The organism is Vreelandella sulfidaeris (genome assembly GCF_042429665.1).
Classification (GTDB): Bacteria; Pseudomonadota; Gammaproteobacteria; order Pseudomonadales; family Halomonadaceae; genus Vreelandella.
On sequence record NZ_JBHMAC010000010.1, the window covers coordinates 665448 to 680326 of the forward strand.

The 14879-nt window shown below is 53.1% G+C and carries 16 protein-coding genes; 13 read left to right on the forward strand and 3 right to left on the reverse strand.

Features of this window, described 5'->3' with window-relative positions; genetic code table 11:
* The first annotated feature begins 27 nt into the window (after positions 1-27).
* From ACFFLD_RS07990 to ACFFLD_RS08035, 10 genes are all read left to right on the forward strand, one after another.
* A complete protein-coding gene (locus tag ACFFLD_RS07990; RefSeq protein ID WP_386038926.1) occupies positions 28-1656 on the forward strand; it encodes an acyl-CoA synthetase in 1629 nt (542 codons plus the stop codon).
* A 33-nt stretch (positions 1657-1689) separates the two neighbouring features.
* A complete protein-coding gene (locus ACFFLD_RS07995; protein ID WP_386038928.1) occupies positions 1690-2538 on the forward strand; it encodes a 3-hydroxybutyryl-CoA dehydrogenase in 849 nt (282 codons plus the stop codon).
* A 118-nt stretch (positions 2539-2656) separates the two neighbouring features.
* A complete protein-coding gene (locus tag ACFFLD_RS08000; RefSeq protein ID WP_386038930.1) occupies positions 2657-3430 on the forward strand; it encodes an enoyl-CoA hydratase-related protein in 774 nt (257 codons plus the stop codon).
* Between the two features lie 147 nt (positions 3431-3577).
* Positions 3578-4195: a LysE family translocator gene (locus ACFFLD_RS08005; RefSeq protein ID WP_386038932.1), complete on the forward strand. Its 618-nt coding sequence runs from the start codon at positions 3578-3580 to the stop codon at positions 4193-4195.
* Positions 4196-4270: 75 nt separating this feature from the next.
* Positions 4271-4972, forward strand: a complete 702-nt coding sequence (locus tag ACFFLD_RS08010) for a glutathione S-transferase family protein (protein ID WP_386038934.1) — start codon at positions 4271-4273, stop codon at positions 4970-4972.
* An 88-nt stretch (positions 4973-5060) separates the two neighbouring features.
* Complete coding sequence (locus tag ACFFLD_RS08015; protein ID WP_386038936.1) at positions 5061-5600, forward strand: YaeQ family protein; 540 nt, start codon at positions 5061-5063, stop codon at positions 5598-5600.
* A 211-nt stretch (positions 5601-5811) separates the two neighbouring features.
* Positions 5812-6801: a lipid A deacylase LpxR family protein gene (locus ACFFLD_RS08020; protein WP_386038938.1), complete on the forward strand. Its 990-nt coding sequence runs from the start codon at positions 5812-5814 to the stop codon at positions 6799-6801.
* Between the two features lie 97 nt (positions 6802-6898).
* Positions 6899-7219 carry a hypothetical protein gene (locus ACFFLD_RS08025; RefSeq protein ID WP_386038940.1) on the forward strand — a complete coding sequence of 107 codons (321 nt, stop codon included), beginning with the start codon at positions 6899-6901 and terminating at the stop codon, positions 7217-7219.
* Between the two features lie 97 nt (positions 7220-7316).
* Positions 7317-7847 carry a DUF421 domain-containing protein gene (locus ACFFLD_RS08030; RefSeq protein ID WP_386038942.1) on the forward strand — a complete coding sequence of 177 codons (531 nt, stop codon included), beginning with the start codon at positions 7317-7319 and terminating at the stop codon, positions 7845-7847.
* A 104-nt stretch (positions 7848-7951) separates the two neighbouring features.
* Entirely contained in the window at positions 7952-10060 is a 2109-nt protein-coding gene (locus tag ACFFLD_RS08035; protein WP_386038944.1) for a TonB-dependent siderophore receptor, read from the forward strand.
* A 130-nt stretch (positions 10061-10190) separates the two neighbouring features.
* Here the strand turns inward: ACFFLD_RS08035 and yghU are convergent, their stop codons facing one another.
* Positions 10191-11063 (reverse strand): glutathione-dependent disulfide-bond oxidoreductase, encoded by an 873-nt coding sequence (gene yghU / locus ACFFLD_RS08040; protein ID WP_386038946.1) that lies wholly within the window; start codon positions 11061-11063, stop codon positions 10191-10193.
* 158 nt (positions 11064-11221) lie between these two features.
* Between yghU and ACFFLD_RS08045 the strand changes: the two genes are divergently transcribed.
* Positions 11222-11941 (forward strand): aspartate/glutamate racemase family protein, encoded by a 720-nt coding sequence (locus ACFFLD_RS08045; protein ID WP_386038948.1) that lies wholly within the window; start codon positions 11222-11224, stop codon positions 11939-11941.
* Here the strand turns inward: ACFFLD_RS08045 and ACFFLD_RS08050 are convergent.
* On the reverse strand, positions 11922-12356 hold the full coding sequence (locus tag ACFFLD_RS08050; RefSeq protein ID WP_386038950.1) for an organic hydroperoxide resistance protein: 435 nt from the start codon (positions 12354-12356) through the stop codon (positions 11922-11924). The two genes, ACFFLD_RS08045 and ACFFLD_RS08050, sit on opposite strands and share 20 nt — an antisense overlap.
* A 118-nt stretch (positions 12357-12474) precedes the next feature.
* Positions 12475-12918, reverse strand: a complete 444-nt coding sequence (locus ACFFLD_RS08055; protein WP_386038952.1) for a MarR family winged helix-turn-helix transcriptional regulator — start codon at positions 12916-12918, stop codon at positions 12475-12477.
* A gap of 206 nt (positions 12919-13124) precedes the next feature.
* Between ACFFLD_RS08055 and ACFFLD_RS08060 the strand changes: the two genes are divergently transcribed.
* Together ACFFLD_RS08060 and ACFFLD_RS08065 are read left to right on the forward strand one after the other, a co-directional pair.
* On the forward strand, positions 13125-14198 hold the full coding sequence (locus ACFFLD_RS08060) for a TRAP transporter substrate-binding protein (protein ID WP_386038954.1): 1074 nt from the start codon (positions 13125-13127) through the stop codon (positions 14196-14198).
* A 126-nt stretch (positions 14199-14324) separates the two neighbouring features.
* Positions 14325-14879: a TRAP transporter small permease gene (locus ACFFLD_RS08065; RefSeq protein ID WP_386040410.1), complete on the forward strand. Its 555-nt coding sequence runs from the start codon at positions 14325-14327 to the stop codon at positions 14877-14879.

Here is a 14879-nt window from a genome sequence, read left to right on the forward strand (position 1 = left end):
GATTAATAACAACACTAGGAGCCGACTATGAACGCTATTTTTGAGCAAGGCTTGCCCAAAACCGTTGCCAACCACGTACCGCTTTCACCGCTGACGTTTATCGAACGAACGGCTTCGATCTATCCCGACTACCCCGCAATTGTCCATGGCAGCACACGGCGCACTTGGGGCGATACCTGGTCGCGCTGTCGTCAGCTTGCTTCTGCCCTGAGGCAACGAGGCATTCAGCCGGGTCAGACGGTAGCGGCCATGCTGCCTAATATTCCCGCCATGTTTGAAGCGCACTTTGGCATACCGTTAGCTGGTTGCGTGTTGAATACCTTGAATATTCGCCTGGATGCCGAGGCGATCAGTTATATGCTGGCCCATGGTGAGGCTAAAGCCATTCTGGTTGACCCCGAATTTGCCGAGGTCATTCAGCAGGCGGTTGCCAAGCTTGACGATAAACCACTGATTATTGATGTGGCAGATGTTGAGTTTCTGGGCGAGGCACAAGGCATCGGGGAGATTGAGTACGAAGCGCTGCTTGAAGAGGGCGATGCTGATTACGCCTATCAACTGCCTGCCGATGAGTGGGACGCTATCTCACTTAATTACACCTCAGGCACCACCGGTAAACCCAAGGGCGTGGTGTACCATCACCGCGGTGCTTATCTCAATGCGGTGAGCAATAGCATGGAGTGGGCCATGCCCCATCATCCGATCTACCTGTGGACACTGCCCATGTTCCACTGCAATGGCTGGTGTTTTCCCTGGACCATCGCTGCCAATGCTGGCGTCAATGTGTGTCTTCGTCGCGTCGATCCCCAAAAGATCATGCAGTTGATTGATGATGAAAAGGTCACCCACTTCAGCGGGGCGCCGATTATTCTTAATGGCCTCGTCAATCTAGCCGACGAGGATAAGCGCCAGTTCGATCACTCGGTGAAAGTAACCACTGCCGGTGCCGCGCCGCCTGCTTCCGTCATTTCGGGCGTTGAAAAGCTAGGGATTGAAGTCACCCATGTCTATGGGCTTACCGAAGTGTACGGGCCGGTAACCGTATGTGCTTGGCGCGATGCATGGGATGAACTACCTATTGATGCTCGCGCCAAAATCAAAGCACGTCAGGGCGTGCGTTACCACATGCTCGAAGCGCTGTGCGTCGCTGATCCGCTGACCATGGAGCCCGTGCCCAAGGATGGTCGAACCATGGGCGAGATATTGATGCGCGGTAACAACGTCATGAAAGGCTATTTAAAGAACCCCGAGGCCACTGAGCAGGCGCTAAAGGGCGGTTGGTATCATACCGGCGACTTAGCTGTGTGGCACTCGGATGGCTATATCGAAATCAAGGATCGCTCCAAAGACATTATTATTTCAGGTGGCGAGAATATCTCGACCATCGAAGTAGAAGATGTCATTTATGGCCATCCCGCCGTTCAAGAAGCGGCGGTGGTGGCCAAACCCGATGAAAAATGGGGTGAAACGCCTTGTGCATTTGTCACGCTTAAGCTTGGCTACGGAGAAGTGACCGACGCCGATATTATCAAGCACTGTCGTGAGCATTTGGCAGGCTACAAAGTGCCCAAAACCGTCATATTCAGCGAGCTGCCGAAAACCTCAACGGGCAAGATCCAAAAATTTGTTCTGCGTGAAGAAGCTAAACAGCACTGATAACGGAATTAATAGCGGACAGGGAGAGAGAGCATGAGCAACAAGCGCATTGGCGTGGTAGGTGCGGGGACAATGGGGCAGGGGATCGCCCAGGTAGTGGCCGCCAGCGGCTTTGATGTATGTCTTTACGATGTGGCCGACGAACAGCTAAGCCGCGCCGAGGCGAATATCGACAAGAGTCTGAGCAAATTAGTGGCTAAAGACAAGCTTAGCGAGGCGGATAAAAGCGCTGCTCTAGCGCGTCTATCCACGACCACCACGCTTGATGCTTTGAGCGACTGCGCGGTGATTATCGAAGCCGCCCCCGAGCAGCCTGAGCTTAAAGAGAACTTGTTTCGTGACCTAAGCCGCTTGAGCCGTGATGCGATTCTGGCCTCCAACACCTCGTCGCTGTCGCTCACCCGCTTGGCGGCGGTGTGTGAATATCCTGAGCGTGTGGTGGGCATGCACTTCTTTAACCCGGTGCCGGTGCTCAAGCTAGTGGAAGTCATTCGCGCCGAACAGACCGCGGACGAAACCGTGGCAGAAATTGAACAACTCGCCAAGGCGCTGGGTAAAACGGCGGTGCCTGTTGGCGACGCGCCAGGGTTTGCGGTAAACCGCCTGCTGGTACCCATGATCAACGAAGCGGCGTTTATCGTTCAAGAGGGTACGGCGACACCCGAAGCGATTGATAGCGCCATGAAACTAGGCGCGGCTCACCCTATGGGCCCGCTAGCGCTGGCGGATTTGATTGGCCTGGATGTTTGCCTGGCGATTATGGAGGTGCTTCAGGAGGGCTTTGGCGATCCCAAATATCGCCCATGCCCACTGCTCAAGCGCATGGTCGCCGCCGGTTATCTAGGCCGTAAGAGTGGCCGCGGTTTCTACACTTACGACTAACGTACGCTGACGAGAAGGGCGGGAGCATAAAGAAGTCATTGCCACTCAACCAAGCGTTCGCTAGGGTTGAGTGGTATTTACTTTCATGTTTAATAACAAATCAAATAAGGAGTCCGCCATGAGCGAAGCAGTAATCGAGAAGGTCGATAACGATGGAATGGTGCGGCTGACCATTAATCGCCCCAAGGCACTCAATGCATTAAATAGCGATGTGCTCGCAGCACTTGAAGCGCACTTGGTGGAGCTTGAAGCCCATCCGACGTTACGCGCCGTATTTATTACCGGCGCGGGTGAGAAATCTTTCGTGGCGGGCGCCGATATTACCGAAATGCGCGATAAAACACCTGAAGAGGCGCGAGACTTTGCCATGCAGGCGCTGCGTACCATTAAACGCTTAGAGACATTACCCGTGCCGGTGGTCGCGCTGGTGAACGGGTTTTGCCTTGGCGGCGGCTGCGAATTGGCGCTGGCCTGCGACTGGGCGGTAGCCAGCGATAACGCCGTCTTCGGTCAGCCGGAGGTTCTGTTAGGTGTGATCCCGGGCTTTGGCGGTACCCAACGCCTGCCTCGTCGCGTTGGGCCCGCGATGGCGATTGATCTGGTGACGACTGGGCGCAAAATAGATGCCCAGGAAGCGCTGCGTATTGGCTTGGTGAACCGGGTTATGCCGCAAGCGGAGCTGGAAAACTACGTTGAAGAAGTCACCAAACAGCTCAAGGGCAATGGCCCGCAATCGGTGCGTGGTGCCAAGCAGGCGGTACACGACGGGTTGGATCAGGACCTTGATAGCGCATTAGCACTGGAAACTAGCCTGTTCGCCTTATGTTTTGCCGGTGACGAGCAGAAAGAAGGCATGGCAGCGTTTGTCGAAAAGCGTAAGCCTAGTTTTTAAAGGCACGCTTTCAACGTCCTGCTCGTTAAATCGTTACGTTAGTCGTTCTAATGTTGATTAGGTAATGTTGATCAGGGGGTGGCGCTTGCGTCACCCCCGTTTTATTCTCAAAGGCTTGCTACTACTAATCTCGTCGGAGTTGCCTCGATGCAATGGGCTGCGCTTATCATCGCCGCGCTTGGGTTTGCCTATTTACCTGGGCCTGCCATGCTCTATACCGCAGCGCAAACGCTGGCGCGAGGCCGACGGGCAGGGTGGTTAGCGGTGATGGGCGTGCACATGGGCTGCTACGTTCATGTGGTAGCCGCTGCACTAGGTTTGGCGCTGCTGTTTGCAGCGATCCCGCTTGCCTATATCGCCATGAAAATCATCGGCGGCTTGTACCTGCTCTGGATGGGGTTGCGGCTATGGCAGCAGGGCATTCGTTCCCATGGCAATGAGGTGGCGTTGGCAACCACGAAACGCGTGCTTCGCGACAGTTTCTTGGTGGAGGTGCTCAACCCGAAAACCGCGCTTTTCTTTGTCGCGTTTCTGCCCCAGTTTGTTCGGCCTGAGAGCACTATACCGGTAACGTGGCAACTGCTCTGGCTAGGTATTGCCACCAACGCGCTCTTTTCATCTGCGGATGTGGTGGTGGTTTTGCTGGCCAGCCCGCTGCGCAAGTGGCTACAAAAATCCCACGGCTCCTCCCAAATCATTCAGCGCATTGGCGGCGGGGTATTAATGGGCTTGGGCGGTAATACGTTGGCTCAGGCGGCACGTTAAGAATACTTGCGCATATTTTACAAACCCATTTAAAAGCCCACTTACAAGCCCACTTTCCGATATAAGGAGCGCTGCATGTTTGAACTCTATATTGCCAACAAGAATTACTCATCCTGGTCGTTGCGCCCGTGGGTGCTGATGAAAGCGCTGGAGATTCCGTTTAACGAACATGTGATGCCTTTTGAGGGAGGGATTGGCGCAAGCCATGACACCTTTATTCGCTTTTCACCTTCGGGCTTGGTGCCTTGTTTAGTGGATAAGACGGTCGAGGGTGGGCTGGCTGTGTGGGACTCTCTGGCGATTGTCGAGTATCTGGCTGAGCAACACACCAAGGTTTGGCCTAAGGATAAGATTATCCGCGCCTGGGCACGCTCTGCCACAGCCGAGATGCACAGTGGTTTCAGCACGCTGCGCGACGAGTGTCCGATGAACTGTGGTGTGCGGGTGGAACTGAATGGCCTATCGTCCAAGCTCAACGCTGATGTGGCACGCTTGGATGCATTATGGCAGCAAGGGCTAGGGCGCTTCGGTGGCCCATTTTTAGCGGGTAGAAATTTCTCAGCGGTAGATGCGTTTTACGCTCCCGTGGCGTTTCGCGTTCAGACGTTTAACTTACCGGTCAGCGAAGACTCCCTGGCCTATGTGGAGCGTTTGCTAGCGCTGCCTGTTATGCAGGAGTGGTATCAGGCTGCGCTGGAAGAGCCTTGGCGTGAGCCGATGCACGAAGCAGATACGTTAAAAAATGGCACGCTGATTATTGATCACCGTGCGCCTTGACCTGGTTGGCAATTCAGCGGCGACCTCCTGTGTCGACAACCAGTATCAGGTACACTAGGGCTTAATCAAAACTCGTTTGGACATCGTAATGGCTCTTAGTGCAACGCCCTACAAAGTGGATATTAACCTGACCGACCTGGACCACGGGGTCTACGAAACACTACGTTTTACGGTGGCCCGCCACCCTTCAGAGACCGAAGAGCGGATGACCGCACGCTTGCTGGCCTATGTGCTGTGGTATAGCGAGTCACTCGCGTTTGGGCGTGGGCTTTCTGATGTAGACGAGCCTGCATTATGGGAGAAGAGCCTGGACGGGCGAATTCTGCATTGGATCGAAGTAGGCTTGCCGGATGCAGAACGCATCACGTGGTGTTCACGTCGGGCTGAGCGGGTATCACTGCTTGTCTATGGGCGGGCAGATCAGTGGGAAACTAAAGTGCTGCCGAGCGTATCGTCGCTGAAGAACGTACATGTGGCGTGCCTGCCGCAAGATGCGTTGGGAACCGTTGCTAGCGGTCTGCCTAGGGCGATTAATTGGGCCGTTATGATCAGTGAAGGATCGCTGTTCATCACCGATGAAAATGGTCAGCATGAGATAACGCCGCAGTGGATATTACGTGATCGCTAGAATTTATCAGACGTTCGTCTATCCTTTTATGCTAAAGGTTATCTAGGAAGCCCCCCTTGTTTAAGCCTTTTTGTGGTACTTGGCCTTTTCTAACCAGGCCACAAAAAGTATGCTTGCTATCTTTTTGCACAATTACATACAATCAACAATGTTTGTTGATGATTGTTTTTTTACCCATACACTTTCGACTCTTCACCTCAAGGAATGAGCCATGAAATTACCTTCCTCTTCACGATGGCCACTTCTGCCGTTGCTGACTGCTATTAGCCTATTGCCAGCGCTGGCACACGCAAACGACAGTGTGCTTTCAATCAAGCATGCAAATGATGGCATGGCCAGCAGTGATGATGGCCATTTCACCAGCGGTTTTGAGATTAATTGGGGGTTTGAACCTGAAGCGCAAAGCTGGACCCAGCGGCTAGCGACAGCGTTGCCAGATAGCCTTATTGGCAGCGCTGATATGGCGGCTTATCGCCTTGTGCATCAAATATATACGCCGAATGAGATTGAACAGCGTGAACTGATAGAAGACGATCGGCCGTATGCCGGTATCGTTTATGGCGGCGTTTCGCTCTATGAAGATGTGCCCATGGGCAACTGGCGCCAGGCGACCGATCTACATCTCAACATTGGTTTAGTTGGCCCGTCGTCACTTGCCGATAGTATTCAACGCGAAGTACACAGAATCACCGGCAGTGACCGCCCTAGGGGGTGGGACAATCAGTTAGGTGATGAACCCATCGTGAACGTTGCGATGCGTCGCCAGTGGTGGCATAGCTCTCCCTTGATTGGTAAACAATTTGCTCACGGCCCTAGCGTAAGCGCTGCATTGGGGAACTTATACACCTATGCAAGCGCTGGCTATAGTGTGCGCTGGGGTGATGAAGCCGCCGGTATTCCTACCTTAACGCCCAATCCTGGTAGCCGCCATCACATGACCGGCAAGCAAGGTTGGCAGTGGTATCTTTTTGCAAGCGTAGACGGTTATTACATGGCCCAAAACCTGACGCTGGATGGTAATACTTTCAAAGATAGCCACTCAGTTGACCGTAAAGAGTGGGTAGGCGATGTCTCCGCGGGGTTGGCGCTTGCTTGGGAAGATTGGCAAGTTACCTACTCGGCCGTTCAGCGTACACGTGAATTCGACGGTCAGGATTCGCAGGATAAATTTGGTGAGCTTACGCTTTCCAAACGTTTCTAATCTGAGTTTCTAACCTGAATAAAGAGATACGTTGATACATTGATACGTTGATACATTGATACGTTGTTGAGCTTTTGACGGGAAAAGGGCATGTAGCGTGGCGAACAAATATCCTCAAACGCCTGATGGGCGCTATTTTGTTGCCAAGAATCGACTCTGGCGATGTACCGATCCTCGCTTAGACGAAGATGAAAAGCGCAACGCTATCAAAGCGTTGATGAAAGCCCGGCGAGACGTTAGGACGGCCCAACAGCGAGAAGACCAGGATGCGCTACGCCAGGCTCGTGATGCGGTGCAAACCGCTAAAGAGGCGTTAGGCGAGCGTGGCCCGGTATGGTGGGACGATGATGCGCCCGATGAAGGAGGCCTTGCTCCGCATAACAGCTCTTACGCCAAGTGGTGGGAGAGTCAGTCCTAACGATCTCCCTTAACGTACATAACCATGATATGGCTGCTAGCCTAGAGGCTGAGGAGTGTGGTTTTCGTAACGCCTGGCATCAAAGGAGCAAGACACTATGGATATGGTATTTTTTAATAGTTGGGGAAGTTTGCTACGCATTGTCGTCATTGGCGTGCTGGCCTATGCAACACTGATTCTTTTCTTGCGCCTCTCGGGCAATCGCACGCTTTCAAAGATGAATGCCTTTGACTTGATTGTCACGGTGGCGCTGGGTTCCACGCTGGCTACTGTACTCCTGTCTAAAAGTGTGACGTTGGCTGATGGCGCAACCGCCCTGGCCTTACTGATCTCCCTTCAATTCGCGATTACCTGGACCAGCGTGCGGGTCGGCTGGGTTCGTCGATTAGTCACCGGCGAGCCGCTGATGCTTTTCTATCAGGGGCAGTATTTGTCAGCCTCGCTTAAGCGAGCGCGGGTAACCCAGGATGAAGTTCGCACCGCTATTCGCAGTAATGGACTAAGCGACATCGCGGATGTCGAGGCGGTAGTGCTGGAAACAGATGGCACGTTAAGCGTGGTAAAGCGTCAATCGGACAGCGCTCGCTCAAGCTTGGAGGGTGTTCGGAAACCACAGCAAGACAATTAGGAAGCGGTTGACACCGTGCTTTGACATCCCTATATTCTGCAAATAAAAATCAATATCATTAATATTGCTATTAATAATACTTGCTTATTTGCTCTGGGATTGACATGCATACTCACCACTTTCACTTGCGTAAGCTGCCAAGTGCGATCGCGCTGGCTTCTCTATTGGGTACTTCTGCTGCTGCCGCCCAGAACGATTCGACATCTTCTGCCGTTCGGCTGGATACCGTTGAGGTCACCGCAGAGTCTGCCGGTCAATTCGGCTATAGCGACATCGAAGAGACACCGAGTGTTGGCAAAATGGACGTGCCCATCAGTGAGCAGCCTTTTTCAATGTCGGTCATTGATGAAGCGTTTATTGAGGATAGCGGCGCGAAAAGTATTCAGGACGCGCTGTTATACACGCCTGGCGTTTATGCGGGAAATTACGGCTTTGATACTCGCGTTGACAGCGCCAAGGTTCGTGGCCTGGAGGCGGGGCGTTATCTGGATGGCTTACGCCAAGTGTACGGCTCCTACAATACGGTACGCAGCAATGTGTATGCGTTGGAAAGTGTTGAAGTGCTACGAGGGCCGTCCTCCATGCTCTATGGTCAGGCTGACCTAGGCGGCATCATTAACGGCGTTTCCAAGCTGCCCCAGGAAGAGAGCAGTGGTGAAGTATGGGCTCAGTATGGCTCTCACGACCGTAAGCAGCTGGCGTTCGACGTGACCGGGGCAGTGGATGAGGACGCGACGTTTTTATATCGCCTGGTCGGTTTGGCGCGAGACAGCGACACTCAGGTAGATCACGTTGAAGATGACGGCTACCTGCTGGCACCCTCCTTTACTTGGCGACCCAGCGATGACACCAGTATCACCTTGCTGATTAATCGGCAGGAAAACAAAGGACAGGTGTCCGCTCAGTTTCTACCCCAGGTAGGCACGCTTGAGCCGGGTTCGCAGGGTTTCATCGGCTCTGAACGCTTTGTTGGTGAGCCAGGTTGGGACCGATATGATCGCGAAAAAACCGAAACCACCCTTTTCTTTGATCAGCAGCTAAACGATAACTGGGCCTTGGCGGCCACTGCCCGATATACCGACTCGAGCACCGAAACACGCGAGCACTGGATAGATATTCCTAGCGTTCCTGATGCTGATGGTGAGGTCACTCGAACGATCTTCATGTCGGATTCAGAAACGAAAATTTTTAATCTCGATGCGCGCTTGGAGGGAGCGTTTGAGTTAGGCGAGACTCGCCATCAACTCATTGCCGGTATTGATCGTCAGGACGCCCGTTGGTCCCAGGATAACTACTCGTCAGTGTCCGGTGGAGGAGGCCGCTTTGATGTTTACGACCCCGAGTATGGCAATCTGCAGCTAGATTCGCTTGCTCCCTCAGACCGACCCGACAATGAAATTGAGCAAGTCGGTGTGTATCTGGGTGACCATATTGAACTGGGCCCCGTTGTTGTGTCGGCAGGGCTGCGTCACGATTGGGCAGAAAATCGTACGTTGGCGCTTTCAGGTTCTGATACGGTCAGTGACCAAGAAGAGACCACGGGCCGCTTAGGCTTGATGTACCGCTTCGATAACGGCGTATCGCCTTATATCAGCTACTCTGAAGCCTTCTCGATGAACCTGGGCAATGACGGTACTGCCAATCCAAGCCCTCTCAAGCCCACCACAGGGGATCAGGAAGAGGTCGGCGTCAAGTATGTGTCACCCGATCAGTCGTTAGCCGTCAGCGTTGCCTACTTCGATATTACCCAGCAAAACCGTATTAGTGACGGTGCCACCCCAGGTGGGGTAGAGCAGGTCGGCGCGGTGGTTGACGGGTGGGAGTTGCAGTTAAACAAGCGCTGGGAGCAGTTTGAAACACAGCTTGCCTATACTAATTTAAACGCAACCAATGACAGCACCGGTGTCAGACTCCCTTTCGTGGCTGAAGAGCAGGCCTCATGGTGGAATCGACTGTATATAGGCAGCCAATGGAGGGTCGGGGCCGGGGTCCGTTATGTGGGTGATAACGTGGGCTCGGGAGGCGCACCTGTGGTGCCTTCCAGTACCCTTTACGATGCCATGGTCGGCTACACCATGGGCGAATGGGATTTATCGCTTGATGTGAAAAACATTACCGATGAAGAGTACGTTTCCTGGTGTCGTTACGATGGAGGCGACTGCGGCTACGGTGAGCGCCGTAACATCACAGCGAATATACGCTACCAGTTTTGAGCTTTGATGATGACATGACGCTGTAGTGATGCTCAGTCAATAATACGCAAAAGGGTCTACGCTTGGTTATCCAGCGTAGGCCCTTTTTTATGGTGGTAGCTGACGCATCAACGGCTTAATGGCCGGCTACTTACTCGCTGTCCGCCAGTTTATCTTGGGTACGAAGCTCGAAGTCGCTGGCGTCGTGACGCTCATGCAACTGCTCGTTAGGTTCACCCCAAGTACGGTTCACCATGCGGCCACGTTTGACGGCAGGACGCTCGTCGATCTCCTCGGTCCAGCGCAACAGGTTCTTGTAGGTGTGGGCTTCCAGGAACTCAGCGGCCTCATAAACGCGATTTTTAACCACGGCGCCGTACCATGGGTGAATCGCCATATCGGCAATGGTGTACTCATCGCCTGCCATAAAGCGGTTGTCTGCCAAATGCCGGTCAAGCACATCAAGCTGGCGTTTTACTTCCATGGTATAGCGGTCTATAGGGTACTGTAATTTCTCTGGTGCGTAGGCGTAAAAGTGACCAAAACCGCCGCCTAGCAGCGGTCCGCTGCCCATTTGCCAAAATAGCCATGAGAGACACTCAGTGCGTTTAGCTGGGTCAGAGGGGAGGAAAGCGTCAAATTTTTCAGCCAGATAAAGCAGAATAGCACCCGACTCGAATACCCGCTGTGGGGGCTGCGTCGAATGATCCATCAGGGCGGGGATTTTGGAGTTTGGGTTGACCTCGACAAAACCACTGCTGAACTGGTCACCTTCGCCAATCTCAATCAGGTGCGCATCGTATTCCGCGCCTGTCACGCCTTTTTCCAGCAGTTCTTCAAGCATCACGGTGACTTTCACACCGTTGGGCGTGGCCAAAGAATAAAGCTGGAGCGGATGCTTGCCCACCGGTAGTGTTTTGTCGTGGGTGGGGCCTGCGATGGGGCGGTTGATGTTGGCAAATTTACCGCCGTTGCCGGGTTCCCATTTCCAAACCGTGGGTGGGGTATAGGTATTATCGCTCATCATTTCCTCGCTATTCATTGGTGATTGGTAACCCCAAGCATAGAGGCCATTCATACTTTGTGCGTTTACCCTCGTTATGGGGATGAGGTTAAGTGGCTGCAAGGGTAAGCTTGTCATTAGCGTGTTAATAAAATATTGCGTTAATCAGGAGATTGGAAATGCGTGTTATCGGTGTATTGGGCGGCATGAGCTGGGAGTCTACCCAGGGCTACTACCGGGCGTTAAATGAGGGTGTCAAAGCGGCACTGGGTGGTCTTCATTCAGCCAGAATCGTGATGGTCAGTGTCGATTTTGCTGACATCGAAGCCCTTCAACGCCAGGGAGACTGGGCTGCTGCCGGGGCGCTTTTAGCCAACGCTGCCCAAGATATTGAACGTGCAGGGGCCGAGTGCCTGCTGATTGCCACCAACACTATGCATAAAGTGGCTCCGGCTGTTGAGCAAGCCATCACTATTCCGCTGCTGCATATCGCTGATGCCACCGCTGAACGCCTACAGGCCGATGGACTTACGCGTGTGGGGCTGCTGGGCACCCGTTTTACCATGGAGCAGGCATTTTACTCTGGCCGTTTACAAGAGCAGTTCGGCATTGAGGTCTGTGTGCCAGAGGCAGCCGATCGCGACATCGTTCATCGCGTCATTTTTGACGAGCTTTGCCAAGGGCGTGTCGAAGAGGCGTCGCGCCAACGCTATTTGGCCATTATCGATTCGCTGTATGCCCAAGGTGCCCAAGCGGTCATTTTAGGCTGTACCGAAATTGCCATGTTGGTGAACCAACGCGATACCCAAGTACCGCTATACGACACCACCGCTTTGCATGCGCAAAAAGCGGTGGCGTGGGCACTAGCAGATGAGCAGGTTAAACCAGCGTCAGCGTGACATTGATGTTGCCACGCGTTGCGTTGGAGTAAGGGCACACGACATGGGCTTTATCGACCAGCTGCTGGGCCACTTCTTGGTCAAGGCCCGGTAGGCTGATCTTGAGCTCTACTTCAATACCAAAGCCAGTTTCGATAGCGCCAATGCCGACGTTCCCCTCGACCTGGGTGTCCTCGGGAAGCTTCACTTTTTCCTGGCTAGCCACGTGCTTTAAAGCCCCAATAAAACAGGCCGAATAACCAGCAGCAAAAAGCTGCTCGGGGTTAGTGCCGTCTCCTCCCGCACCGCCCAACTCTTTTGGCGTGCTGAGTTTGACGTTCAACGCGTCATCCGACGATTTAGCGTGGCCTTCACGGCCTCCGGTTGCGGTAGCCTGGGCGCGGTAAACAACATGCTCGATAGTAGTTGCTGTCATTTTCATTCTCCTGCCAGAGTGATTAGTTATTAATGCACGTTTAATTTAGCGCTATTTTATTTTGCGCGCAATATAATTGATGAATGATAATTCAGCCTTCTCGCTAAAAGGCTCGACGCTACAGGTTCTTTTGCAAGCTTTTGCGCAATCGCACCAAATCATCTTTCAGGGCGGTCAATGCTTCAACGGATTGCTCGCTCGCATGCACCACACAGCTGGGAATATCGTACGCCTCTTCGCGGAGCGCTTTACCTTTGTCAGTGAGATAAAGCTCTACCACGCGCTCATCCTTGTGGCTGCGTTGGCGATTCAGCAGTTGATCTGCTTCAAGGCGTTTTAACAGTGGCGTAAGCGAGCCAGGGTCTGTTAGCAAACGCTTGCTCATCGCACCGACGGTAATACCGTCGTCTTGCCACAACACCAGCATGGCCAAGTATTGAGGGTAGGTTAGCCCCAGCTTTTTAAGCAGCGGTTTGTATACTTTGGTCATCATTAACGACGTTGAATGAAGTGCAAAGCAGAGCTGATGGTCGAGTTCTAGTTCTCTACAAGAGGGTTGCACAAGTATGGGTGCTCCAAAACAAATGATGATGACTAATGTAGCGTGATGACGCGCCAGTGACTAGGGCTAGACGTTGGTCGCAAATGGGGTGTTTTGTTTTGACACGCTGAAGGCAGATAGCTAGCCTTGGCTTATTAAATGTTACCGGTAACAAATTGCCGGCTTTTAAGTTCCCATTAACAATAACGATTCTCTGGAGATAGCCAATGACCGCTATTTGGCGCAGCACGCTTACCCTGGTCGGTGCGACTACGTTAACGTTTGGAATGGCTCATGCGCAGAGCCCTGAACTTTCAGACCCGCCCGAGATTAAAGGGGAGGTCGTCGGTGATCATGGCTCGCATACCTTGCGCATGGGCATCGGTCTTGCCGAAAGTTCACCGCAGTATTTATCCAGCCAATACTTTGGAGAAATTCTAGAACAGCGCACTGATGGCCGTATCACCGTTAACGTTTTCCCTAACAGCCAATTAGGCGACGATGTGCAGATGCTGGAAATGCTGCAAACCGGCACGCTGGATATGACCTATCCCTCCAGCTCGGCGACGACCGGCTATGTTGAGCAACTCGCGGCTTTCGACCTGCCGTTTTTATTGCCTAGCCGTGAAGCCGCAGTGGCCGTCATGCAAAGTGATGTGGCCCAGTCAATGCTAGACGCCTTTGAGGGCACTGGCCTGAAAGCGCTCGCCTTCTCTGAAAATGGCTATCGCCAGTTATCTAATAGCGCTCGTCCCGTCACTAGTCCCGACGATGTTGCGGGAATGGATGTGCGTGGCTTGAGTGTGCGGACCATGGAAAACCCGGTACACCTGGCGATTTGGGAAGCCTTAGGCGCCAACCCGACACCAATGGCCTTTGGCGAGCTGTTCTCTGCGATGGAGCAGGGCGTGGTTGATGGACAGGAAAATCCCTGGAGTACCATCCTGACGTCCAACTTTTATGAAGTGCAGGATTACGGCACTGAAACACGCCATGTCTATACTCCCTTTATCATGATGCTGTCTGAACGCACCTGGGACCGGATGGATCCCGAGTACCAAGAGCTGGTGCTGGAGGCTGCGCGTCAGGCGGCTGACTACGAAATTCAACTCTCAGCCGAGTACGATGATTGGTCTCGCGAACAGTTGGCCGAGCGTGGTATGCAGATTACCCGTCTGAATGAAGAGCAGTTAGCCGCTTTCCAAGAGGCTGTACAGCCAGTATATGAAGAGTGGGCACCGCGCATTGGTGAAGACCTGATCGCCGATATTCAACAGATTGTCGAAGAGAGCAATCCCTAATCCTCACGTGTAGTGCGCTATTGGGCAGGCCGCGCGCCTGCCCAACGTGTCAGTGCCCCTGGAGTTCTTATGTCACTCTCCTCTACACCCTCTGGCTCATCCACGCCCCCTAATAGTCCGGAGCCGATGGAAGATCCTTCGGTATATTTGGATGATCCCAACCGCAAGCAATTGGAAATCGATACCGATACCCGCCAAGGGCCAGTGCTGTTCCGCTGGCTTACCTTGGGTATGGAGTATTTGATTGGGGCACTGTTAGTGGCCTTGATTGTGTCCGTTTCATGCAACGTCGTGGGGCGAGCGCTTTTTAATCACTCACTGCCGTGGGCAGATGAGTTGGCGCGCATGCTGTTTATTTGGCTGGTCTTTATCGGTGCTGCAGCGGCATTTTCTCGCTATGAACATATTGCCGTTGACGCTCTGGTACGACGCTTGTCGTTACGTTCTGCGCATATGCTCTATCTGTTACAGCACCTTATTATTACCGGCTTAATGGGCGTCATGATATGGGGTGGCTATCAAGTGTTGGTGCACTCGAGTGGTCGATCGGCGATTTTAGACGTGCCCCTCAGTTTCATCAGCCTTTCGCTAGTGCTATGCGTCATTTTCATTGCGGCGGTATCGCTATGGCGTATGTGGGTCAGCTTAAACGTTATTCGTCATCCTGAGCGGGAGCGCTAA

Bases quoted from the DNA above. Each gene is read 5' to 3' on its own strand.
- ACFFLD_RS07990 (WP_386038926.1), top strand. From the start codon at position 28: ATGAACGCTATTTTTGAGCAAGGCTTGCCCAAAACCGTTGCCAACCAC.
- ACFFLD_RS07995 (WP_386038928.1), top strand. From the start codon at position 1,690: ATGAGCAACAAGCGCATTGGCGTGGTAGGTGCGGGGACAATGGGGCAG.
- ACFFLD_RS08000 (WP_386038930.1), top strand. From the start codon at position 2,657: ATGAGCGAAGCAGTAATCGAGAAGGTCGATAACGATGGAATGGTGCGG.
- ACFFLD_RS08005 (WP_386038932.1), top strand. From the start codon at position 3,578: ATGCAATGGGCTGCGCTTATCATCGCCGCGCTTGGGTTTGCCTATTTA.
- ACFFLD_RS08010 (WP_386038934.1), top strand. From the start codon at position 4,271: ATGTTTGAACTCTATATTGCCAACAAGAATTACTCATCCTGGTCGTTG.
- ACFFLD_RS08015 (WP_386038936.1), top strand. From the start codon at position 5,061: ATGGCTCTTAGTGCAACGCCCTACAAAGTGGATATTAACCTGACCGAC.
- ACFFLD_RS08020 (WP_386038938.1), top strand. From the start codon at position 5,812: ATGAAATTACCTTCCTCTTCACGATGGCCACTTCTGCCGTTGCTGACT.
- ACFFLD_RS08030 (WP_386038942.1), top strand. From the start codon at position 7,317: ATGGATATGGTATTTTTTAATAGTTGGGGAAGTTTGCTACGCATTGTC.
- ACFFLD_RS08035 (WP_386038944.1), top strand. From the start codon at position 7,952: ATGCATACTCACCACTTTCACTTGCGTAAGCTGCCAAGTGCGATCGCG.
- yghU (WP_386038946.1), bottom strand. From the start codon at position 11,063: ATGAGCGATAATACCTATACCCCACCCACGGTTTGGAAATGGGAACCC.
- ACFFLD_RS08045 (WP_386038948.1), top strand. From the start codon at position 11,222: ATGCGTGTTATCGGTGTATTGGGCGGCATGAGCTGGGAGTCTACCCAG.
- ACFFLD_RS08050 (WP_386038950.1), bottom strand. From the start codon at position 12,356: ATGACAGCAACTACTATCGAGCATGTTGTTTACCGCGCCCAGGCTACC.
- ACFFLD_RS08060 (WP_386038954.1), top strand. From the start codon at position 13,125: ATGACCGCTATTTGGCGCAGCACGCTTACCCTGGTCGGTGCGACTACG.
- ACFFLD_RS08065 (WP_386040410.1), top strand. From the start codon at position 14,325: ATGGAAGATCCTTCGGTATATTTGGATGATCCCAACCGCAAGCAATTG.